The following is a 23381-nucleotide window of genomic DNA, read 5'->3' as shown; positions in this document are numbered from 1 at the left end:
CTCTTTACTCTCCACTCTCAACTCCTACAAAATGTATCTGCTCATATCCACATCTGTTACAATATCATCGATATTCTCGTGGACGGTTTTTGCATCGAGGACAAATTTTTTGGAGGTATCCGGTGCCTTGAACATCACATCATCCAGAATCCGGGTCAGGATGGTATGGAGTCGTCGGGCACCGATATTCTCTGTACGGTCGTTCACTTCTGTTGCCTTCTCTGCTATAGCCTTCAGGGCATCTTCTTTCACAATCAGGTCGACCCCTTCAGCATTCAGAAGGGCTTGATACTGTTTGATCAGGGCATTCTGGGGATGAGTAAGGATTTTGATAAAGTCCTCTGTCGTCAGACTGTCCAGTTCCACCCGAATGGGAAAACGTCCCTGCAATTCGGGAATCAGATCCGAGGGTTTGCTGGTATGAAAGGCCCCTGCAGCAATAAAAAGAATATGGTCTGTCCGAACAACCCCATATCGGGTATTGACTGTGGATCCTTCCACAATCGGCAATAAATCCCTCTGGACACCCTGTCGGCTCACATCGGCACTCCGGCCTGAATCGGAGCTTGTGGCAATTTTATCAATTTCATCCAGGAAAACGATACCGTCGTTTTCGACACGACTCAGGGCTTCCTGTTGAACTTTGGCTTTATCCACCAGTTTGTCCGCTTCTTGCTCCGTCAGAATTTTTTTTGCCTCGCTTACTTTGACTTTTTTCTTCTTTTTCTTTTTACCGAAGAGGTTACTCATGGCGCTGTTTAGGAAATCTGAGGCTTCATCCATCCCCCCGCCCCCCATGGGACCCATAATGGATATCCCGCCGACACCGGGAGAATCCTGAAGCTCCACTTCAATATACCGGTCATCAAATTGACCATTTTTATACATTTCTTTGAGTTTCTCACGGGTTTTCCCTACCCGCTCCTGTTCGATTTCATCTTCATGTTCTTTTTTGTCCACAGGGAAAAGGATATCCAAAATCCGTTCTTCGGCGATTTTTTCTGCCATTTCCCAGACCAGTGCTTCATGTTCCTGTTCCACCATGTGAACGGCAATGGCCATCAGATCCCGGATCATGGATTCTACATCCCGCCCTACATATCCCACTTCTGTAAATTTTGTGGCTTCCACTTTTAAGAAAGGAGCATTGGCCAGATGGGCCAGCCGTCGGGCAATTTCAGTTTTTCCGACACCGGTGGGACCGATCATAATGATATTATTCGGAAGGATTTCTTCCTTCAGATTATCCGGGGCCTGTTGCCGTCTCCAGCGGTTCCGGAGGGCAATGGCCACCGCCCGTTTTGCTTTTTGCTGTCCTACAATATATAAATCGAGGGCTTCGACAATTTCTTTTGGTTTCAAAGGCATATTATAACTCCATGACTGTAATATTTTCATTGGTATAAATACAAATGGATGCCGCAATTTTCAGGGATGTTTCAGCAATATCCCGGGCGGATAAATCGGTATGAGCCACCAGGGCCCTTGCCGCCGCCTGCGCATAAGGTCCGCCGGAACCAATGGCATAAATACCGTCGTCGGCATCCACCACATCCCCGGTACCACTGAGGATATAGCCCGCCTCTTTATTAAGAACGATCAAAAGAGCTTCCAGGCGGCGCAGGTATTTATCACTCCGCCACTCTTTAGCCAATTCCACGGAGGCACGGGTAATGTTCCCTTTATAGGTTTGCAGTTTTTCCTCAAATTTTTCAAAAAGTGTGAAGGCATCGGCTGTGGCACCGGCAAATCCAGCCAATATCTGATCATGATACAGGGCGCGGACCTTCACGGCTCCGGCCTTCATAACTGTTTGTCCCATGGTGACCTGACCGTCCCCGGCGATAGCCACTTTCCCGTTTCGCCGAATTCCCAGTATCGTTGTTCCATGTATTTGTTGCATTTATTTAATCCTTTTTTTTAATGATGAATGTTTTCTGTGATATCTTGTTCCAATGTTATAATTCACGTCGCAATCTGGCAACAGGTATTCCCATTTGCTCCCGATATTTTGCTACGGTCCGCCGGGCAATGTTGAATCCCCGCTCTTTCAGAGCCAGGACCATTTTTTCATCGTTGAGGGGATGCTGTTTATCCTCGCGATCGACAATTTCCTTCAGTGCCTGTTTGATCAACCGTGTGGATACATCATCACCATCCACATCTTTCATCCCCTCGGAAAAAAAGTATTTTAATTCATATAATCCCACGGGTGTCTGGACATATTTGCCATTAGTCACCCGGGAAATAGTGGAAATATCCATGCCCACATCTTCGGCAATATCTTTTAAAATCATGGGTTTCAGGCCGTCTGGTCTTCCTTCAAAAAAGGGCTTTTGCCTTTTAATAATCGCCTTCATTACCCGGACCATGGTGTCGCGGCGTTGATACACAGACTGGATGAACCAGCGGGCTGAATCTATCTTTTTCTTCAGATAATCGCGGGTTTCCTTATCTACCTTTTTTTTCCGGGATGCCAGTTCCAGATACGTGGAAGAAATTTTGAGTTCCGGGATGGATCCATCATTCACCATCACCTGAAAAACACCATTCTCTTCGGTCACAATTAAATCAGGAACCACCACATAATTGTCAAAAGATGAATCATCCGATGCAGGTTTGGGATTCAACCTGCCGATGATTTTCCGTGCTTTATCCAAATCCTCCCGGGAAATATCCAGTTGACGGATAATCTGTTCAAAGCGATGATTGGCAAAATCATCGAAATGGTATTTTACAATTTTTACCACATAGTCCGGAACGTCCATTTCTCTCATTTGACTCAGCAGGCATTCCCGTAAATCCCGTGAGCCGATTCCCGGCGGATCCATTTGTTGAATGAGATGAAGCACTCCTTCTACCTTTTCTGAAGCCACATTCAACCGGTAGGCAATATTTTCAACAGGCACTTTCAGGTAGCCGTCGGAATCTGTATTCCATATAATCTGTTCGGCAATGGTCATATCTTCTTCACTGAGTCCGCTGGTCCGGATTTGTTGTAAAATCTTTTCAAAAAAACCGGGGGTATCCGGCTGTGGAAGGTCCGGAGACTCTTCATGTCCCCCATATGAGAAACCGGCTGAGCGGTTTGCCCGGCTGAACAGCGATTCCCAATCATATTCCGGATCATCATAACTCTCGTAACGATCCTGGTTTTCATCCCCTTTTTTTCGTTCCAGTTTGCGAAGGGTTGCCTCTTCGTCTATCTCAAGGGCAGGATTTTTTTCCAGTTCTTCATCGATGGCCTGCTCCAGATTTTGGATGGGTAATTGCAGCAGGGCAGAGAGCTGGATCTGCTGCGGTGTAAGTTTTAGAAGTTGTTCCTGAGACAGGTGCAATTTGAGTGTCATCAAAAATTATCGGTCAAGTCTGAATTTTTCACCCAGATAGAGTTTTTTCGCATCGGGATCTTCTGCCAGGAAGTGGGCTGTCCCTTCCTTGAGAATTTGTCCTTCGAACAATAGATAAGAACGATCCGTAATACTCAGTGTTTCATGGACGTTATGATCGGTAATGACAACCCCGATATTTCTTTTTTTCAGATCCAGAATGATGGATTGGATATCTTCCACGGCGATAGGGTCAATACCGGCAAAGGGTTCATCCAGGAGAATGAAATCGGGATGGGATGCAAGAGCCCTGGCAATTTCAATCCGTCGCCGTTCCCCGCCGCTCAGTGTAAATGCTTTATTTTTACGGATATGCTGAATATGGAATTCGCCCAGCAAGCGGTCGATTTCCTTCATCATTTCTGCTTTGGACAAACCCATCATTTCCAGCACCAGCCGCAGATTGTCTTCTACAGTCAGTTTTCTAAAAACGGAAGCCTCCTGGGAAAGATAACCAATACCCAATCTGGCCCGTTTATACATAGGCAGATGAGTCAATTCAAGATCATCCAGGAAAATCCGGCCGGCATCAGGGCGGATCATGCCGGTAATCATGTAAAAAGTTGTTGTTTTACCAGCACCGTTTGGCCCCAGGAGTCCAACAATTTCCCCTTTTTCGGCATGGACGGATACGTGATCCACCACCTTCCGTTTCCCATAAATTTTTACAAGATTTTCCGCTTTCAGAATTTTCATATTCTATCCGTTTAATCTTCCACGTCGTATTCCCGACGGGTACTTCCCCGGGGTTTGTCAATTGTCCAGTTTTCGAGTCTTACATCACTTCTGAAACCTGTGCCATAGAGAGTATCCTTTTCGGAAAAGAGTTCAATATCGCCGTCCGTGTACACCAGGTTGCTGTCATTCAGCCAGAAGAGGGTATTGGTATACATCACATATCCCGTATCGGAGCGAAATTCCACATTGCCGATGGCGATGAGGTTTTGCTTTTTTTCATTGACAATCCCACTGTCCGATTTTAAAAAAGAGGTATGTCTGCCTTCATCATTGTAAAAATCCACCCGCATGCTATCCCCGATATACACTTCACCGGTCTCGTTAAACTGTTTCATCCTACCGGCATAAACCCGGGCACTGAGTTTATCATGCCTGCTCATGGTTAAAACGGCATTCCAGCTTTCCTGGTCGGGGGATTCCCAGCTTTTTTCAAGTTCTTTTTCATCCAGTTGGGAACAGGCTGAAAGGAGAAAGAACACTGCCGATCCCATCAGCAGCAAATTGGACATCCGATTGTAAAACTGACCTTTCATACCCTTTACACAATCCCTGATTTCAGTATATCATGAATATGAATCAGTCCGATCGGTTGGAGGCTGTTGTTGTTCTGGACCACAAAGACGGAAGTAATGCTGTATTTTTCCATCTGGTGAAGAGCGCTTACAGCCAGGCGTCCGGGGGTGACTTTTTTGGGATTTCGGGTCATAATGTCTTCAGGTTTACATTTAAAGATGTTCTCATACTTTTCCACGGCCCGTCGCAAATCCCCGTCTGTCACCACGCCGATCAGTTCATCCTTATCATTTAAAACTCCGACAATGCCGAGATTTTTTGCCGTCATTTCCATAACAAGGTTTTTCACCGATGTATCAATTCGGACGACAGGCAACTCTTCATGTTGATGCATCAGATCACGGACGGTAAGGAGGAGTTTCTTTCCCAACATACCTCCCGGATGGCGGATGGCGAAATCCCGTTTATTAAATTGCCGTTGTTTCAGCAAAGCGATTGCCAGGGCATCACCCATGACCAGTGTAGCCGTACTGCTGGATGTGGGGGCAAGATTCATGGGACAGGCTTCTTTTTCCACACTGACATCCAGAAGGAAATCACAGCGCTGGGCCAGAGTAGAATTCAGGTTGCCGATAAATCCCACGGTTTTGAGTCCCATACGACGTATGGAGGGCATAATTTTAATAATTTCATCCGATTCTCCGCTGTTGGAGATAATAATGAGGATATCCTCGGGAGAAATCATCCCCAAATCACCATGTTGGGCTTCGGCAGGATGGAGAAAGAAGGCAGGAGTACCTGTACTGGAGAGAGTAGACGCAATTTTTCGGCCAATGTGTCCAGATTTTCCGATACCTGTCACGATGACCCGTCCCTGACAATTCAGAATCAGATCCACCGATTTGGAAAAATCACCGTTCAGGCGGGGAATCAGATTTTGCAGGGCATTGATTTCATCCTCAATGGCTTTTGCCGCATCCTTGATTGGATTACTCATGATTCAACCTGTGTATAAAGCGTTCTCATTTTATGCAATGCCGTTTCAAAACGTCCTTGTATTTTCAAAATCAGTTCAATGATTTCGCGAACGGCCCCATATCCCCCTTCCGCTGTTGTCACATAATCCACAATCTGCCGGATTTCTTCCCGGGCATTGGCAACGGAAAAGGAAACACCGGCTCGTCTTAAAACCGGTTCATCAATAAAATCGTCACCCACATACGCCACATCCTCATCAGATACTTTGAATTTTTCCAGAAGCTTTTCATAGGGAATGGTTTTGTTCATATATCCTTCATACACAAGGTCAGGGGAGATGTGGAGTTCTTTTATCCGTTGCCGCGTTGCTTCTGATGCCCGTCCCGATATAATGGCAATAGGGAATTCGGCATGGCGGGCCAAAACAATTGCCGCACCATCTGTTGCATGAAAGCGTTTCATTTCTCCCATAGCTCCAACATAGAATGAACCATCGGTATGGACACCATCCAGGTCTGTTATCAGCAATTTTATTTTTTGAATTCTTTTTTTCAAATCATCTGTCATAGATATTTCAACTCCGTATAATAGCTGCCAGGATTTTCAGTTCAGAGATCAGTTCAAATGTTTTATCAAGAGGCCATTGGGTTGCACTATCACTCAGGGCATGGTCCGGATCATGGTGAATTTCCATAAAAATACCATCTGCTCCCGCGGCAACGGCCGATTTCGCCAGGGTCGGGACAAATTCCCGCATACCGCCGGTTTCGTTACCCCGTCCCCCGGGGAGCTGTGCACTGTGAGTTGCATCGAAAACCACCGGGACATCCAGCTTTTGCATTTCGGGAATCGCCCGCATATCTGCAACCAGATTATTATAGCCGAAACAGCTGCCTCTTTCGGTAAGCATCACCTGCTGATTCCCCGATTCAAAACACTTGTTTACTGCCTCTTTCATATCCCATGGTGCTAAAAACTGACCTTTTTTAATGTTTACAACTTTTTCTGTTGCCGCTGCTGCCGCCAACAGGTCGGTCTGACGGGATAAAAACGCCGGGATCTGTAAAATATCCACAACCGCTGCGACGGCTTTTGCCTGGCCCGCATCATGGATGTCCGTTAACACCGGCATGTGAAAGGTCTCCCGGACTTCCTGTAAAATAGCCAGGCCTTCTTCCAGTCCGGGACCCCTGAAACCATGGATGGAAGTCCGGTTAGCCTTGTCAAAAGAAGCCTTAAAAACAAAAGGAATGCTTAGTTCATTGGCCATTTTTGTGAGCATTTCAGCCATGTACAGGGTGTGGTGACGGCTTTCAATCACACAGGGACCCAGAATAAAAAAGAGAGGTTTTCCCTTTCCGGCATGGAAGGGTGGAATATGTAAGGGATTCATCATGTTCTCAACTTTTTTCTTTTTTATATTGATACGAAGCCCGGACCAGTTCACGGAAAAGCGGGTGGGCTTTGGTAACCCGGGATTTCAGTTCGGGATGGAACTGAACTCCGACAAACCAGGGATGTTCCTTCAATTCGATGGCTTCTACCAGATTGAGTGTAGGGTTAATTCCGGAAAAGATCAGTCCATTATTGGATAATACATCCCGGTAGGCATTATTCACCTCATACCGGTGCCGGTGCCTTTCAGAAATGTGGGTTGACTCATAAGCCTTTTGAATGAGAGTTTCCGGTTTCAACTTACACTCATAGGTTCCCAGGCGCATGGTTCCCCCTTTTTTCTGGACACCTTTCTGTTCTTTCATCAGATCAATCACAGGATGGGGAGTCTGAGAATCAAATTCTGTGCTGTTTGCCTGATCGAGTCCGGCCAGATTCCGGGAACATTCAATAACCGCTACCTGGAGTCCCAGACAAATTCCCAGAAAGGGGACTCCTTTTTCCCGGGCATACCGGACTGCTGAGATTTTCCCTTCGATGCCCCGGTCACCAAATCCACCGGGGACCAGGATACCGTCGGCATCTTTCAATTGATTCCGGATGTGATCTTCCGACGACGATTCCAGATTTTCCGATTCGACCCAAAGGACATTGACCTTCACATCATTTTCCGCCCCGGCATGGACAAAAGCTTCACAAATACTCTTGTAGGCATCTGCAAGACCTGTATATTTCCCCACCACTGCAATATTCACCTGATCAGAAGGGTTTTTAATCCGGTATACAATGTCTCTGAGTCTTTCCGTATTGACCTCTTTTTTGTAGGTCACATTCAGATATTTCTGAATCACATCCAGGAACTGTTGGCGATAGAGCAACAGGGGAACTTCATAAATCGTGAAGGCATCATGAAGTTCAAGGACACTTTCTCTTCGGACATTGCAAAAGAGAGCGATTTTATCCCGGGTGGATGTATCCATCATGGGCCGTTCGGTCCTGCAAAGAATAATATCCGGATAAATCCCGATTTCCCGTAGTTTATTCACAGAATGTTGTGTCGGTTTTGTTTTAATTTCACCGGATGTTTTAATGAAGGGCATGAATGTCACATGGACATTGGCATATTGTCCTCGTTCAAGACTTAATTCAAACTGTCGGATAGCTTCCAGAAAAGGAAGTCCTTCAATATCGCCGACGGTCCCTCCTACCTCGGTAATCACCACATCATAATCATTTTTCTCCAGGATAGCCGTAAACCTTTCCTGAATGGCATTGGTCACATGGGGAATGACCTGAACTGTGGCACCCAGGTAATCACCCTTCCGTTCCTTATCCAAAACGGCATTGTAAATCTGTCCAGACGTACATGAATTCTCACGGCACATATTCTGATCGAGAAATCGTTCATAATGGCCCAAATCGAGATCCGTCTCGGTTCCATCTTCTGTCACATACACTTCACCATGCTGGAAAGGACTCATGGTTCCCGGATCTACATTGAGGTAGGGATCAAATTTTTGAATCGTCACCCGGAGTCCGCTCTCTTTTAAAAGGTAGGCAATTGATGCGGCGGAAATCCCTTTTCCAAGACCGGAAATCACACCGCCAGTGACAAAGATGAATTTTGTTTTTTTCGGTATGTTCATACTCCCCTCAATTTATTCAAAACCTTTCAGGTGCATCCATTGCTCCAGATGTTTCACATCTTCGGGGACATCCACAGAAGGAGAATCGTGATTTGAAAGAGTGATGCCAAAATGAAAACCTGCCATCAGGAGGCGTAACTGCTCCAGGGATTCCTCTTTTTCAACAGGATGAACCGGCAAATCACCGAATGCCTGCAACACATCTTTCCGGTAGACATAGAGGCCCACATGCCGGAAAACATTCGGGGGCAGAGATTTGCCAAGTGTCCTTGGGATAGGCAAGCGGGAAAAACAGAGGACATTCATGGCGTCATCACATAAAACTTTAACCCGGTTAGAATCTTGCCATTCATGGATCGATGTGAAATGTACCGCTGTGGTTGCCACATCCAGCTCCGGACGGCTTATCAATAGGGAAACGGTTTTATCGATGGAATCCGGATCGATGAAAGGTTCATCCCCCTGAATATTTACATAGATATCCGCCGAAACCTTTTCAGCCACTTCCAGCAGTCTGTCTGAACCACTCACATGATCCGGCGAAGTTAAAAGAGCTTCATAACCGCCGGCACGGACTGTCTCAGCGATTCTATCATCGTCCGTAGCCACGATAAGGCGATCCAGCAATTTTGTTTTCAGGGCTTGTCGGGCTACCCGGTTGATCATGGGTATCCCCCCAATGGGAATCAGCGGTTTCCCCGGGAAGCGTGTAGAGCCATAGCGGGCAGGAATAACACCAAGGACTGATATTGCAGATTTACTCACTCCGTCCTCAACACACGGGGGACTTTGAAAAATTCTTTATCGTGTTCGGGGGCATTTTTCAAAACATCTTCCCGGGAAAGAGAGGGGAGATCTTTATCCTCCCGGAGAACGTTGACCATATCCAGGACATGCTTCATGGGTTCAACATCATCAATATTTAATTCATTGAGTTTTTGAACATAATTCAGAATATCGCCCAATTGATGGGTATACATGGTGATCTCTTCTTCCGAGAGACTCAGTCGGGCCAATTTTGCAATATGTAACACTTCTTCACGGGAGATGGACATGTTTCCTCCTTGCATAAAGTATGCCAATGCTAAATTTAGACCTTCCGTAAGAGAGATACAATGGAGAATGAGAAAGGGGGCATATGGGTACAGGGTGCGAGAGTATGAGAGCATGAGGGAGAAACAGGGCGAAGGTGCAAATAGCCCCGGGTTTTAGCCTGAGAAAAACGAGGATTCAAAACATTCATTGATTCACGTAACCCGATTCCTCCCAAGAAATATCCCGGCAAACCGGGTCCCATTTTACGGGGCAAGCAATTATCTCCTAGAAGTTGGAAGCTGGAAGTTGGCGTCGCTGCGCTCCTGATAGTTGGTTCATGGGTTCAGGGGCTCAGGGGTTCAGGGGGGTGGTGGTACAGGTTCCTACTTTCGACTTTCGACTTTCGACTTTTGACTTTCGACTTTTGACTTTCGACTTTCGACTGCCGACTAAGATCCTATTTAAAATTTAAGTATGTTTTTCATTCAACCATCTTTCAGCATCTATAGCGGCGGCACAGCCTGAACCGGCAGCGGTAACGGCTTGACGATAAACTTTATCCTGGACATCTCCACAGGCAAAGACACCTTCAACACTGGTATAGGTTGATCCGGGTTTGGTTTTGATATAACCGGTTTCATCCATATCCAATTGTCCCTTGAACGGGTCGGAGTTCGGTTTGTGACCAATCGCCAGAAAAAATCCTGAACAGGGGATTTCTTCTGTTTTACCCGTCTTCACATTTTTTATGCGGACCCCGGTCACACCAACCTGGTTTTGTTCACCTAAAACTTCCTCTACAACACTGTCCCATTTGATCTCGATTTTTGGATCTTTTATCACCCGCTCGGCCATAATCTTTGAAGCCCTGAATTCATCGCGGCGGTGAATGACTGTCACTTTTTTACCAAACCGGGTCAGAAACAGAGCCTCTTCCATGGCCGTATCTCCACCGCCCACGACGACAATGTCTTTATCCTTGTAAAAGAATCCGTCACAGGTAGCACAGGCACTGACACCATAACCTCGAAGTTTTTGTTCCGATTCGAGTCCCAAATATTTTGCCGAAGCACCCGTGGCGATAATCACTGTATCCGATCGGTACATGGTGTTATCATCTGTCCACACAGTAAAAGGACGTTTAGAAAAATCTACTTTGTTCACCACTTTAAAATGGGGCTCAGCACCGAATTTAACAGCCTGTTTCCGAAACAAATCCATCATTTCAGGACCGTTTGTTCCTTCGGGAAACCCGGGATAATTTTCAACTTCAGTTGTTGTCATCAACTGCCCCCCCGGTTCCATTCCCTCCAGAACAAGGGGATTCAAACCAGCCCGTGCAGCATAAATAGCCGCTGTAAGTCCTGCTGGTCCCGATCCGATAATAATTACCTTCCGAATGTCTTCACTCATGCTTTTTTTCTCCAATTCAATAATCTTCAGCGATGGGATTTCTCATTCCACAATAAGTTACAAAAAAGAGTTGAGAGTGGAGAGTGGAGAGTCGTGAGTTGGAATGGTGAGTTTAGAGTTTGTTTAGGAGGAAGGGCGGGCTTGGATTTAGAAAGCTATTCATTTCACAGATAAATATCATAAAATAAAATATATTTTTGTATTTATTGATTAAGTTTCATTTCAAGCATTTGACCAACAAGATCAAAGCGTGTCTTGTCCCCGATAAAAGATCATTCCAAAAAGGCACGATCTGCCAACCTCAAACCAGAGACCCAAAACAGCCGCAAAATGTCAACTTAAAACTCAACACTCCAACTCAAGGGCAAAAAATATTTTGCCCTTATGACTCTCTACTCTCCACTCTCAACTCTCAACTCTTTATCACATTCAAGTGCAACCATATTCTGAACGGTTTGCCGTTTACGGAGAAGTTTCATGTTTCCATCACTTGTGATCAAAACTTCAGGAATCTGGGGAAAGGAGTTATAATTGGTCAGGGACATGGACGCGCAATATGCACCGGCAACACCCAAAGCCAGCAGGTCGCCTACTTGGACTTCCGGTAGTTCCAGGGGTTGAATTCCCTCAGGATCTCCCGGGGCCGGTGTAAAAATGTCTCCGCTTTCACAACAGTGCCCCACAATCACAACTTTTTCCTTTTTTTCCAGTTTCTTTTCACCCGCCGGATAGACTTTTACAGGATGTACAGATCCATAGAGGGTTGTCCGGGTCAAATCGTTCATCCCCGTATCCAATTTCAAAAAAGTATATCCTTCTTTTCCTGTAGGGATCTTATCCATCACCTGTGCCAGTAAAATGCCTGAGGCTGCCACCAAATAGGTCCCCGGTTCGATTTCCAGATCCAGTTTTCTGCCTGTTTCTGTATAAAATGCTTTAAAAGCTTCTTTTACCGACTGTCCGATAACCTGCAAATCAGTCGTTTTTTCTGCCGGATTCCGTGCAACCTTATATCCGCCCCCCAGGTTCAGGGTTTTCACATCAGGGAATTCCCGAACTGCCTGCAAACTCATATCCACAACCCGTTGCCATGTTTTGGGATCACTGCCGGATCCGATATGGGTATGCAATTTCGTGATTTTCAGTCCATATTTTTCTGCAATTACACGGACATTTGGTATCCATTCATGCCAAATGCCGAAACTGCTTGAAAGTCCCCCTACATTGGTCCGGTTATTGTGTCCGGAACCAATCCCCGGGTTGATTCGGACACTCACGGCACTTCCTGGAAAATCCTTGCCATAACGTTCAAGTTGCCGGCAAGAGGAGGCATTAAACAGAACACCTTGTTGGATTAAATCTTTCAAATTGGCAGGATATTCCTGGGCTGTTATCTGGATTTTTTTTCCTTCAATACGGGCAAGGAGTGCCCGTTCAGCCTCATAACCCGAGCTGGCATCAAAATGGAGGCCAAGATTGTTAAAAAGCCGCAATATATAAGCATTGGAATTGGCTTTCATGGCATACCGGGCCCTGTAACCAAAGGCATGGGGAAAATGGAGCACCTCTTCGGCAGCTCGGCGCAAACCCTTCTCATCATATATATATACCGGAGTACCCACTGTTTCCTTCACTTGAAATGCCCGCTTTTTCGTCAGAAAATCAAATACGTTGTCCATAGTCTTCCTGTTGTTTCGCCGTGAAATATACAATGATTTTCCCATGAATCCGAATGCTCCAGACATTTCCGTGGAACTCCTCTTCCGCGGGTCGTAAATTTCTCCATGTCCGAACAAAAGCCTCCATATCTGATCATCCGCCTGTCCTCCATGGGAGATGTCGCTCTCACCATGCCTGTCCTGGATTACCTTCTGACACATCACGGCCCGTCCTGCACAGACTATATCACCAAAAAAGCTTTCAAACCACTTATCGAACATCATCCGGCGGTACATCATGTTTATATCCTGGATGAGGATTTATCCATAGGAATACTCAGGGGGATTATTCGAAAAAACAAGTATGCCACAATATTGGACCTCCATAAGAATCTGCGAAGTTATATGCTGACCCTTGGATTCAGACATGTTCATCGAATAAAGAAAGAGATCATCAAACGGTTTCTCCTTTCCAAATTTAAAATATACAACCCCCCATATCCCCATGTGACACAGAAATACCTGAAAACACTGGGAGTCCATGAAGATGTAATCCCTTCATCTTCTCTTTACATCCCTTCCGAAGAAGAAATCCGCCCTGAAAACAGGGGCCATTACACACAGTGGAAATCCGGTAGCCGGAATTTGATTCTGGCCCCCGGTGCAAGTAAACCATCCAAAATGCTTCCCCTCGAAACCTGGGAAAAAGTTTTGAAAGACATTTCCGGGGAATGGGACCATATCCTAATCATCGGAAACGGAGAAACTGAAACAGCCTGGGCAGCAAAAATATCCCACGAAAACAGATCCCTGATGAATATGACCCATCGGCTAACGTTACGTGAACTCATGCTTTTTATCAGTCGGGGAACACTATTTGCGGGCAATGATTCAGGGCCTGCCCATCTGGCAGCTTTGTGCGGCATCAAGACGTTAGTCATTTTTGGGCAGACTGTTCCGGAGTATGGTTTTGCCCCTTTGAATTCTCCAGATCTTATCGAACCGCCCATCCACCTTGTATGCAGACCCTGCAGCCACCTGGGTTTTGACCAGTGTCCGGAAAAACACCATCTGTGCATGCGAAGCATCGATGCCCAGACCATCATCAATGAAATCCATTACCTTCTCCGGGAAAAATCCACCTGAGACCCTATGATGAAAATCATGTGTATTAATCTCCTTTGTTTTTTATATTTCATCATGAACCCTCAACAGGAAATAATGACTTATCATGCTGTTCATTTATAATATTCTTCTTTTACTGGCAGCACCGGGCCTGTACATCGCCGGCCTTTTTTCCCCGAAAATATGGCAGGGCATTGTGGGACGCAAAAACGTGCTGAGGGACATTGCCCGCTGGCGGGAAACCATCACAGACCAACATACTGTTATTTTAATCAATTGTGCTTCTTTAGGTGAATATGAACAAGCCAAACCCCTCATCGAAAAAATCCGCAAACACAGTGCCAAAACCCGGGTTGCCCTCTCCTTTGTGTCTCCCAGTGGATTTATGAATTTTAAAGACAGGGATCTCGTCGATCTTGTTTTTTACCTTCCATTTGATTTACCCTGGACTATTCGCCGCTTTCTGGATATCCTCCGTCCCAGTGCCATTATCAACACCAGCTATGATATGTGGGGAAATCTCATGATTCAGGCAGACAGGCGGCAAATCCCCCAGTATCTCATTTCCGCCAGGGTGAAAACGTCAAGCAGCAAACTTCAGTTTTACACCATCCGTTTTTACCGGAAACTCTATAAAATTTATAAGCGGATATTTGCCGTTTCCATGGAGGATTACAACAATCTCCGCAAGCTTTTATCCAACATGGAAAATGTGATCATTACCGGAGACACCCGCTATGACCGGGTGGAGGAACGGCATCGTAAATTCAACAATAAGCATCTGTTACCTGTGGCATGGAAAGACAAACCGGTATTCATCCTGGGGTCCCTTCACCGGGAAGATTTGCAGGTGGTTTTTCCTGCCATGCAAAAACTGGAAAACAAATATCCGGACCTCCATGTGGTGATCGTCCCCCATGAACCTGTAAACGGGAATTACGAAGAAACCTGCCAGTATTTTCCGGATACGGTACTATACAGCCAGCTCATGCCAAAGACAAATCCAAAAAATATTTTTGTCGACACCATCGGAGATTTAGCCTCTCTCTATTTTTCATCCTCCCTGGCGTATGTAGGTGGAGGATTCGGAAGAACCGGATTACATAATGTCATGGAACCCGCAGTAGCCGGATTGCCCACCTTTGTCGGTCCTCACAACCAGAACTCCCTGGAAGCCCAGGCCCTGATACGGGAAGGGGGCGCTTTTATTGTAAGAAATTCCGATGAACTCTATGGAATTGCATCCTCCCTGCTGGCAGATCCGGACCAGTATTCAAAAATATCCCAAATCGCACGGGCTTACATCACCCGGTCTTTGGGTGCTTCAGATAAAATCATCACCATCCTGAAAAATGATCAGATTATCTGAGCTCCAACTTTATATTTCAGATTCAATCTCCCTGTTTATTCCTCCTCTAGACTTACATGAGGGCACCATATACCTTCTTCTGGGCGATTCGGGATGTGGTAAAACCAGCTTTTTAAAAGCCCTTGCCGGTTTTATCCCGGATGATAAAATCCTGGGAGATATTCCTGCTTTCCGTTCATCCCTCCTATTGCAAAATCCGATGCATCAGATGATTACAACAACTGTAGAATCAGAATTGAAATTCCCCCTGATACAGCACGGTTTTCCCGATGATGTGGTTGAACACAAAAGCAGGGACATTGCCGAATACTTCCATTTGGAATCCCTGTTAGAAACAAAATTATATGACTTATCTTTTGGTGAATTGCAGAGCGTCATGCTTGCAGCGACCCTTCTGATTCCAGCAGATCTTCTTCTTCTGGATGAACCGACAAGCCATCTCGATTATCCCGTCATCGAAAAAATGTACAGCTGGATACGGAAATACAGACAGAATTCCTCCTGTCTGATCGCCTCACAATTCCCCGATGAATACTGTTTTGCAGATCAAATCCTTCATTTTCATGGACACAGGCTCGTTCAGGCCATACCGGCAAAAGATTATCCCCTGTTTAGCAGGGAGAATGATTTTACCTCCAGCCTCGCAGCTGAAGAGATCACCGCATACCTGAAAGCTATATAAATCATGATTATTCGCCCCTTTACATATTCAATTTGCGAAGGAAAAACCCTGATCAGTGATCAGAGGATGGATCTGGGTCCATTCCGAATCACCGGACTCTGTGGCCCTATCGGAAGTGGCAAATCCACCTTTATCAAACTCCTGGTGGATTATCGTTTCAAAGAACTGGATATCTTCAGTTCTTATGGCTTTTCAGCTTATCTTTCTCAGGATCTTACCCGGTTATTTACGGGGAATACCGTACAATCCATTATCGATATGTACAGGGATAAACGCTTTGAAGTCGGTCGCCATTTTCAGGAAAAGACTTTTAATCACTACCTGAAACTCTTTGAATTTCCCCGCGAATCACGGCAGGAAGATTTCCTGACAGATTTTTCCGAAGGAGAAAGACAACGGCTGGCAATTGCCCTCACGGCTGCCACAACAGCTGAAACGGCAGTCTATGATGAACCGACAACCGCTTTGAACCAGAAATTCAGACACCTTTTTTATGCCACGATCCGTCAACAGGCGGCGCGATCCCGGATTTTCATCATTTCCCACAGAATAACGGATATTCTTGCGACATGCGACTCTGTTATTTATTTCAAAGATCTTCAGATACAAGGCTATGGATCCCTTGGGGATATGATCAAAACTCCGGAAATGCAGGAGATGCTCAGACCTTATGTATCATAAATGAACCGATTTTTCCGGAAGATAGAAAATCTAAAACCGTTGTGAATATACCCTGTAATTGCTACTTTTTGTCTTCATCAAGGGGATTTTATGGCAGAGACACTGAAAGAAAAAAAAGAAACCATCAGGAAAAAAATCGGGGCTGACAAGGTTAAACCTCATTACTTTTTTACACTGGCCAACATTATCAGTCTGAGCCGGGCGTTTATGTCCCTTCCCATTGCTCATGCCCTGAGCAGTGGAAATACCCGTGGGGTGATTATCTGGCTCTCTTTGGCTGTCGTTTCAGACTGGCTGGACGGATATGCTGCCCGGAAAAACAACGATGTGTCCGATTATGGGAAGGTTTTGGATCCCCTTGCCGACAAAATTGTAGGATTTACCGTCCTGCTTATGATGGTGGATAAACTGAATTTCCCCTTGTGGTTTTTATATATCCTGGCTATCAGAGATTTTACAATTGCCCTTTTGGCGATGCATCTTCACAATGCCAAAAATGTCACAACCGGTGCCAACATACCGGGAAAAATATTTATTACCGTGGCAGCCTTAAGCCTTTTCTTATGGCTCAACCCCGCCTGGAGAGAGTGGGCACAGGCCGTGCTTTACCTGGCCACCGGTTTGATGTTTTACAGCTGGGTTGTCTATGTTTACGAACTGGTCAAACTGATTAAGATCACCCCCGATCATCTGAGAAACGCTTCATAAAGACAGGAAAAGTATGATATTTTTCAAAAAGAAAGGGGCCGTGCATCGTGAAGACGGCTCCACGACACATCGGCCTAAAGAAGATAAATTCGACACCGGATTGAAACGCTCAAGAAACCGCTTCAGGGAAGGCCTTCTGTCGTTGGTAGGAAAAGAAATAAAAATCGATCACGATTTCATGGATGAGATAGAGGCCTTTTTGTATCAATCTGATTTCGGCCCCCGGATCACAGAATCCCTTTTACAAAAGATAGAAGAGAGTTCCCGGAAGTCTCCAGTGACAAATTATGAGCACATCCAGGATATTATCCGTGATGCTTTCAGAGATCATTTTGCCGGAAACGATGCCAAAATACCTGTAGGAAACCACCATCCCTTTGTTCTTTTGGTTGCAGGTGTCAACGGATCCGGAAAGACAACTACCCTGGGTAAGCTGGCCTACGCCTATGCCCAGCAGGGGAAGAAATCCCTGATCATCGCCGGCGACACATACAGGGCTGCGGCTGTAGAACAACTGGAGACCTGGGCTCAACGGGCCGGGGCATCATTTATCAAAAATCCCGGTGCAAAGAATCCTTCCGGGATTATCTATGACGGTATTCAAAAAGGCATCCGGGATCAAAGCGACCTGATTCTCATCGATACAGCCGGCAGGTTACATAATAAAGCCCATCTTATGGAAGAGCTGAGTAAAATCATCCGGGTGATACAAAAGCTAATACCCGATGCACCCCATGAGAATTTGTTGGTTCTGGATGGAACAGTCGGTCAGAACGGGCTGATACAGGCTCGTGAATTTGGTAAAATCCTTCCCATATCAGGCCTTGTAGTCACAAAACTGGATGGGACCGCCAAGGGAGGAGTGCTTGCTGCTATCCATGAAGAAATGGGTGTCCCCGTAAAATTTGTAGGATTGGGTGAAAAAATCGACGACCTCCTCCCTTTTGATGCGGATCTGTACGTCGATTCTCTTTTCGGAAACCGGGATTAAATCGTTTACGTAATCCTTTTTCAGGATGTGTCCGGTGAGTGGACGGCGCTTAAATAATTGATGAAGAAAGGTTTCACATGCGAATCCATCTGATCACCATGGGATGTTCAAAAAACCTGGTTGACAGTGAAGTATTAAAGGGCGGGTTGGAAAAAGCCGGACTGGAGCTCACGTCGGATCCTCTTGAAGCAGATACCATCATCATCAATACCTGTGGATTCATTGAGGAAGCACGGGAGGAAAACATCGATGTCACTCTTGCCGCAGCAGAATTGAAAAAAACAGGAAAACTTCAGCGACTGATCCTTATAGGCTGTCTTCCACAGATTTATGAACGGGAACTCCGGGAAGCCATACCGGAAGTGGATGCCTTTTTTGGTGTGGATAAAATGCAGGAAGTCATCCGATATCTGTCCGGAGATCCCACCTATACGTATGATCCCGTGGCCGTTCGATCACTTATGACTCCCCGTCATTATGCATATTTAAAAATCTCGGAAGGGTGTAACAACCGCTGCTCATTCTGTTCCATCCCCATCATACGGGGGCCCCAAAAAAGCCGGACGGTGGATACCATCCTCAGGGAATCCCGGCATCTTATACAAATGGGTGTGAAAGAGATCATCCTCATTGCCCAGGATTCCACTATGTATGGAAAGGATTTATCACCCCGGGTCACACTGACAGATCTTCTGAAGGAGATGGAAAGTATTGATATCCCCTGGATTCGCCTGCACTACGGACATCCGGCTCACATTCCACCCGGACTCTTTGAACACATAGCCCGTTCAGAGCGGATCGTTCCTTACGTGGATCTCCCCATTCAACATATCAATACACGGATACTTCAACTGATGCAGCGTGGACAAAGCAGTGAAGGAATCCGGAAGGTACTGGAAAAAGCACGGAATACCATCCCTAACGTCACGATTCGCACGACCCTTATTACTGGCTATCCCACAGAAACGGAGTCGGAGTTTGAAGAAATGCTGGAATTTGTCCGTTCATTCCGATTTGACAGACTGGGCGCTTTTAAATACAGCCGGGAGGATTACACTCCGGCGGCACACATTCCCGATGACATCCCGGACTATGTAAAATCCGCCCGGTATGACGCCATTCTCTCATTGCAGCAGGAAATATCCCTGATGAAAAACCGTGAAAAAATTGGTTCCACGCAAAAGGTGCTGATCGATACCGTGAATCAAGAGACAGGTGTCTCTTTTGGACGCACGGAAGGCGATTCACCGGATATAGACAATCAGGTTATCATTGACTCCCCGTTGACTGAGGGATGTTTTTATGATGTAACAATTACAGATGCCTCAGAATACGATCTTACCGGAAAATTAGGATAAAATAAAAACAGGTTTCCGTGAGAAAACCTGTTCATAATCATGATTGATGAAACATTTATTCGGGTAGTTTTACCCCTAAAACTTCATCAATGGCCTTCACCAGTGATTCCCTGGGTAGAGCACCAACAGCCATCTGTGGTTGGGCATCCTTCGGAATAAAAAGCATAGAAGGGATGCTCCGGATTCCAAAAACCGCTGCCAGCTCCTGTTCTTGTTCTGTATTCACCTTATAAATATGCAGTTTATCACCATACTCAGTGCTTAATTCTTCCAGAATGGGAGCTACCATTTTACAGGGCTGACACCAGTCCGCATAAAAATCAATCACAGCCGGCACATCCCCCTCATACTTCCATTCTGAGTTGACTTCATAGTTGAATACTTTTTCCAGGAAATCCTGTTTTGTCAAATGTTCTGTCACGTGTCCTCCAATTTTTTACTGTCTGATACGAAAGGTACAGATAGGTTACAAAAAGTTCTGAATCCTAAAGTATATGCCTTACTAGAAGAACATAAGATATAGATCGGTAGAGAAAACTCAACATGACTTTGGACATAGAACTGGAAATAAATGACAATTATGCAAGTCACATTGATATACTAATATATTAATTATATTATAATCTTGCATTTTATTCTGTGGGACATTATTTTATCCCCGGGGGGGTTGGTACCTAAACTTTTTCCTATATAGAAACATCACGATACGGTGATGGTTATCATATATACAACCATTCGTGAGAAAAACAGCGCCAAACCACAAATTTCCAGCCCCCTCATCTTAACGCCTGAACGTTTCACCGCCTCAACCTCTCAACGTCTATACGTAAAAAATATCCTCTAAAATATCTACAATCCGCCTTGCTGTCTGGCCATCCCAGAATTTTGGTGTCTTTCCGGTTTTTCCCTTCCCTTTCAGAATAAGCCGGACTTCTTTTTCAATATCATCCACAGTAATCAGTTTATTGGAGCCTTCCCAGATAGTTACAGGCCTTTCCGTTGAAGGACGGATAGTCAGGCAGGGAATATTCAGGGCTGTCGTTTCTTCCTGAATTCCTCCGGAATCTGTCAACGCGAATGCCGAATGCCGGATAAAGTAAATAAATTCAAGATACCCCACAGGTTCCGTTAAATAAATAGAATCATAGGAAGCCAAAATATCATAGAGACCAAACTTTTTTAAATTTTTAACAGTCCGGGGATGAATTGGAAAAAGCAGGGGGACATCCTTTGAGATTGTTCCCCAACCGTTCACCAGTTTAGCCAGTGTTTCCGGTTCATCCACATTGGATGGTCTGTGGAAGGTCATAATACCATATCCCCCATCCGGAAGGGTTTTGTCCAGTTGGACAGTCTTTTTACCATCCAATGTCTGTATGGCATGATTCAGGGATTCTGCTTTCTTCAGATGTTCATAGAGGGAATCAATCATCAGGTTTCCCATCATATATATTTTCTTTTGTGGGATCCCTTCATTGATCAGATTTTCATCGGCATCTACAGACGTCGTGAAAAAATAATCGGAAATGGCATCGGTCACCAGACGATTGATCTCTTCCGGCATGGAACGGTCCCGGCTTCGTAAACCTGCTTCATAATGAGCTGTGGGAATATGAAGTTTAGCCGCTACCAGGGTACAGGCTGCCGTGCTGTTCACATCACCCACGACCATCACCATGTGTGGTTTGACATTCAGACACACTTTTTCAAACCGCTCCATAATCAAAGCCGTCTGGACCGCATGGGATGCAGACCCGACTTCGAGATTGATATCCGGTTCGGGAATATCCAGCTGCCGAAAAAACAAATCAGACATTTTTTCATCGTAATGCTGGCCGGTATGTACAAGATATGGCTTGATCTTTTGATGATTCCGCAACACATGCATCAACGGCGCGATTTTCATAAAATTCGGACGGGCGCCCGCAACCAGAATGAGTCTATATTCTTCCATATGTTCTCCTTTAACCGGCAAAAATCTAACCACACCCTTTCAAAAATAAAAGCAGTATTATGGATATTATATTCTTTGAATATAGTATAAATAATATTATTTTTGATTTATTCACTGATCGTGTTATTTTTCTGGAAACATGGGGTGTTATATGTTATCAAAAGTCTACTCGGCGGGTTTGGAAGGTGTCCATGCATTTGAGATCACCATCGAAACACACCATATCCCCAGTACTCCCCGGCATATCATGGTGGGTCTGGCGGAAGGGGCTGTAAAAGAGAGTTTTTCACGGATTGTCTCTGCCGTGAAATCATCAGGTTATGCTTTCCCAGGAGGGAAAATCACACAAAATCTGGCACCTGCTGATTTAAGGAAAGAGGGAAGTTCCTTTGATTTACCTTTGGCTGCAGGAATTTTAGCCTGTGACCGGGTGATCCATTCTGAACGGCTTAAAGATTTCATCATATTGGGAGAATTGGCTCTGGATGGACACGTCCGGAGTATCCGGGGGGCATTACCGATTGCCATGGGGATGCCGGATTTCCATAAATCGGACATTATCGTCCCAAAAGAAAATGCCATCGAAGCAGCCATACCCGGAACGGCCAGAGTCTGGGGTGTTCATACACTCAGGGAAGCCATTGATGTACTGAATGGTGACACAGATTTGACACCGGTGACAGTCAACGTGGAAACACTATTTCAGAAAAACCGGCATTATCCCTTTGATTTTTCAGAAGTCAAAGGACAGGAACACGTAAAGCGGGCATTGGAAATCGCCGCTGCAGGTGGACATAACGTTATCATGATTGGTCCTCCGGGGTCGGGGAAATCCATGCTGGCAAAGCGTTTCCCATCCATTTTACCTGATCCAACGCTTGATGAGGCTCTTGAAACGACGAAAATTCACTCGATAGCAGGACTTCTGCCGGGACATTGCGGTTTGTTGGCAACCCGTCCTTTCCGTTCGCCGCACCATACCATTTCCGATTCCGCTCTTGTCGGCGGAGGCCGTTATCCAAAACCCGGAGAAGTGAGTCTTGCCCATAATGGTGTCTTGTTTTTGGATGAATTTCCGGAATTCAAAAAAAATGTTCTGGAAGTCATGCGCCAACCCCTTGAAGATGGGGAAGTCACCATCAGCCGGGCTCTTACGAGTCTCACCTACCCTGCAAAATTTATGCTGGTTGCCGCCATGAATCCCTGTCCATGTGGCTATCACACCGACCCGGGACATACCTGCACCTGTAGTGAAGGACAAATTCAAAATTATCTTGGCCGAATATCGGGTCCTCTTATGGACCGGATTGATATCCACGTGGATGTGCCTGCCGTTTCATTTAAAGACCTTCAGAACAAACAAAACGGGGAGAGCTCAGAAAAAATCCGGAAGCGGGTACAACAAGCGCGTCAACGTCAGACTTTGCGATTTGAAAGATTCAAAGATTGTCACTGCAATGCCCACATGACAACCCGGATGATCCGGGAATTTGCCCCTTTGGATGAAACCTGCAATCTTTTGCTTGAGCAGGCCAGTCTTCAACTAGGACTCAGTGCCCGTGCCTTCAGCCGGATTCAGAAGGTGGCGTTAACGATAGCCGATCTTGCCGAATCCGAAACGATTCTTCCGGAACATGTAAGCGAGGCCATTCAGTACAGAAGTCTGGATAAGACACTGGAATTTTGAAGGAGTGAAAGTGTGGGGGAACGAAGAAACAAATACGCTTCAATAGTGAAATATAAAGGAT

The 23381-nt window shown here is 45.6% G+C and carries 23 protein-coding genes; 8 read left to right on the top strand and 15 right to left on the bottom strand.

Annotated features, from left to right (window positions below):
- Positions 1-24 precede the first annotated feature (24 nt).
- The 13 genes from hslU to strainIA91_RS02750 all read right to left on the bottom strand — a co-directional run bounded on the left by hslU (position 25) and on the right by strainIA91_RS02750 (position 12786).
- Positions 25-1368: an ATP-dependent protease ATPase subunit HslU gene (hslU, locus tag strainIA91_RS02810; protein ID WP_400167585.1), complete on the bottom strand. Its 1344-nt coding sequence runs from the start codon at positions 1366-1368 to the stop codon at positions 25-27.
- A gap of 1 nt (position 1369) precedes the next feature.
- The gene (gene hslV / locus strainIA91_RS02805) at positions 1370-1903 is read right to left on the bottom strand and encodes an ATP-dependent protease subunit HslV (protein WP_400167584.1); all 534 of its coding nucleotides are present in this window, start codon (positions 1901-1903) and stop codon (positions 1370-1372) included.
- 55 nt (positions 1904-1958) lie between these two features.
- Positions 1959-3350: an RNA polymerase factor sigma-54 gene (gene rpoN / locus strainIA91_RS02800; RefSeq protein WP_400167583.1), complete on the bottom strand. Its 1392-nt coding sequence runs from the start codon at positions 3348-3350 to the stop codon at positions 1959-1961.
- 6 nt (positions 3351-3356) lie between these two features.
- Positions 3357-4085 carry an LPS export ABC transporter ATP-binding protein gene (lptB, locus tag strainIA91_RS02795; RefSeq protein WP_400167582.1) on the bottom strand — a complete coding sequence of 243 codons (729 nt, stop codon included), beginning with the start codon at positions 4083-4085 and terminating at the stop codon, positions 3357-3359.
- Positions 4086-4096: 11 nt separating this feature from the next.
- Positions 4097-4660: an LPS export ABC transporter periplasmic protein LptC gene (gene lptC / locus strainIA91_RS02790; RefSeq protein ID WP_400167581.1), complete on the bottom strand. Its 564-nt coding sequence runs from the start codon at positions 4658-4660 to the stop codon at positions 4097-4099.
- 5 nt (positions 4661-4665) lie between these two features.
- A complete protein-coding gene (locus tag strainIA91_RS02785) occupies positions 4666-5637 on the bottom strand; it encodes an SIS domain-containing protein (RefSeq protein WP_400167580.1) in 972 nt (323 codons plus the stop codon).
- Positions 5634-6185 (bottom strand): KdsC family phosphatase, encoded by a 552-nt coding sequence (locus tag strainIA91_RS02780; protein WP_400167579.1) that lies wholly within the window; start codon positions 6183-6185, stop codon positions 5634-5636. Before strainIA91_RS02780 ends, strainIA91_RS02785 begins: the two co-directional genes overlap by 4 nt.
- Before the next feature lie 7 nt (positions 6186-6192).
- Complete coding sequence (kdsA, locus tag strainIA91_RS02775) at positions 6193-7014, bottom strand: 3-deoxy-8-phosphooctulonate synthase (RefSeq protein ID WP_400167578.1); 822 nt, start codon at positions 7012-7014, stop codon at positions 6193-6195.
- Positions 7015-7018: 4 nt separating this feature from the next.
- Positions 7019-8659, bottom strand: coding sequence for a CTP synthase (locus tag strainIA91_RS02770; RefSeq protein WP_400167577.1), 1641 nt, complete (start codon positions 8657-8659; stop codon positions 7019-7021).
- 12 nt (positions 8660-8671) lie between these two features.
- The gene (gene kdsB / locus strainIA91_RS02765) at positions 8672-9424 is read right to left on the bottom strand and encodes a 3-deoxy-manno-octulosonate cytidylyltransferase (RefSeq protein ID WP_400167576.1); all 753 of its coding nucleotides are present in this window, start codon (positions 9422-9424) and stop codon (positions 8672-8674) included.
- The gene (gene gatC, locus strainIA91_RS02760) at positions 9421-9714 is read right to left on the bottom strand and encodes an Asp-tRNA(Asn)/Glu-tRNA(Gln) amidotransferase subunit GatC (protein WP_400167574.1); all 294 of its coding nucleotides are present in this window, start codon (positions 9712-9714) and stop codon (positions 9421-9423) included. The genes kdsB and gatC overlap by 4 nt, the downstream gene beginning before the upstream one ends.
- Before the next feature lie 448 nt (positions 9715-10162).
- Positions 10163-11107: a thioredoxin-disulfide reductase gene (trxB, locus tag strainIA91_RS02755; RefSeq protein WP_400167573.1), complete on the bottom strand. Its 945-nt coding sequence runs from the start codon at positions 11105-11107 to the stop codon at positions 10163-10165.
- 392 nt (positions 11108-11499) lie between these two features.
- Positions 11500-12786: a diaminopimelate decarboxylase gene (locus tag strainIA91_RS02750; protein ID WP_400167572.1), complete on the bottom strand. Its 1287-nt coding sequence runs from the start codon at positions 12784-12786 to the stop codon at positions 11500-11502.
- A 105-nt stretch (positions 12787-12891) separates the two neighbouring features.
- On the opposite strand from strainIA91_RS02750, the gene strainIA91_RS02745 reads away from it, so the two are divergent.
- The 7 genes from strainIA91_RS02745 to rimO all read left to right on the top strand — a co-directional run bounded on the left by strainIA91_RS02745 (position 12892) and on the right by rimO (position 19679).
- Positions 12892-13911, top strand: a complete 1020-nt coding sequence (locus strainIA91_RS02745) for a glycosyltransferase family 9 protein (protein WP_400167571.1) — start codon at positions 12892-12894, stop codon at positions 13909-13911.
- 85 nt (positions 13912-13996) lie between these two features.
- Positions 13997-15259: a 3-deoxy-D-manno-octulosonic acid transferase gene (locus strainIA91_RS02740; RefSeq protein ID WP_400167570.1), complete on the top strand. Its 1263-nt coding sequence runs from the start codon at positions 13997-13999 to the stop codon at positions 15257-15259.
- Positions 15243-15941: an ATP-binding cassette domain-containing protein gene (locus strainIA91_RS02735; protein WP_400167569.1), complete on the top strand. Its 699-nt coding sequence runs from the start codon at positions 15243-15245 to the stop codon at positions 15939-15941. Before strainIA91_RS02740 ends, strainIA91_RS02735 begins: the two co-directional genes overlap by 17 nt.
- A 3-nt stretch (positions 15942-15944) precedes the next feature.
- Positions 15945-16622, top strand: a complete 678-nt coding sequence (locus strainIA91_RS02730) for an ATP-binding cassette domain-containing protein (RefSeq protein WP_400167568.1) — start codon at positions 15945-15947, stop codon at positions 16620-16622.
- A 90-nt stretch (positions 16623-16712) separates the two neighbouring features.
- Positions 16713-17330 (top strand): CDP-alcohol phosphatidyltransferase family protein, encoded by a 618-nt coding sequence (locus tag strainIA91_RS02725; protein ID WP_400167567.1) that lies wholly within the window; start codon positions 16713-16715, stop codon positions 17328-17330.
- Positions 17331-17343: 13 nt separating this feature from the next.
- Positions 17344-18321 carry a signal recognition particle-docking protein FtsY gene (gene ftsY, locus strainIA91_RS02720; protein WP_400167566.1) on the top strand — a complete coding sequence of 326 codons (978 nt, stop codon included), beginning with the start codon at positions 17344-17346 and terminating at the stop codon, positions 18319-18321.
- 77 nt (positions 18322-18398) lie between these two features.
- Positions 18399-19679, top strand: a complete 1281-nt coding sequence (rimO, locus tag strainIA91_RS02715; RefSeq protein ID WP_400167565.1) for a 30S ribosomal protein S12 methylthiotransferase RimO — start codon at positions 18399-18401, stop codon at positions 19677-19679.
- A gap of 55 nt (positions 19680-19734) precedes the next feature.
- Here rimO and trxA read toward each other — a convergent pair whose 3' ends face one another.
- Positions 19735-20100: a thioredoxin gene (gene trxA / locus strainIA91_RS02710; protein WP_400167564.1), complete on the bottom strand. Its 366-nt coding sequence runs from the start codon at positions 20098-20100 to the stop codon at positions 19735-19737.
- A 399-nt stretch (positions 20101-20499) separates the two neighbouring features.
- Positions 20500-21633, bottom strand: coding sequence for a non-hydrolyzing UDP-N-acetylglucosamine 2-epimerase (gene wecB, locus strainIA91_RS02705; protein WP_400167563.1), 1134 nt, complete (start codon positions 21631-21633; stop codon positions 20500-20502).
- A 151-nt stretch (positions 21634-21784) separates the two neighbouring features.
- Here wecB and strainIA91_RS02700 point away from each other — a divergent pair, with 151 nt between their 5' ends.
- Entirely contained in the window at positions 21785-23320 is a 1536-nt protein-coding gene (locus strainIA91_RS02700; protein ID WP_400167562.1) for a YifB family Mg chelatase-like AAA ATPase, read from the top strand.
- The last annotated feature ends 61 nt before the right edge of the window (positions 23321-23381 follow it).

This window comes from Candidatus Neomarinimicrobiota bacterium, assembly GCA_041154365.1.
In the GTDB taxonomy this organism is placed as follows: domain Bacteria; phylum Fidelibacterota; class Fidelibacteria; order Fidelibacterales; family Fidelibacteraceae; genus Fidelibacter; species Fidelibacter multiformis.
The sequence above is the reverse complement of the archived record's forward strand: the minus strand, read 5'-3'. Positions and strand labels throughout refer to the sequence as shown.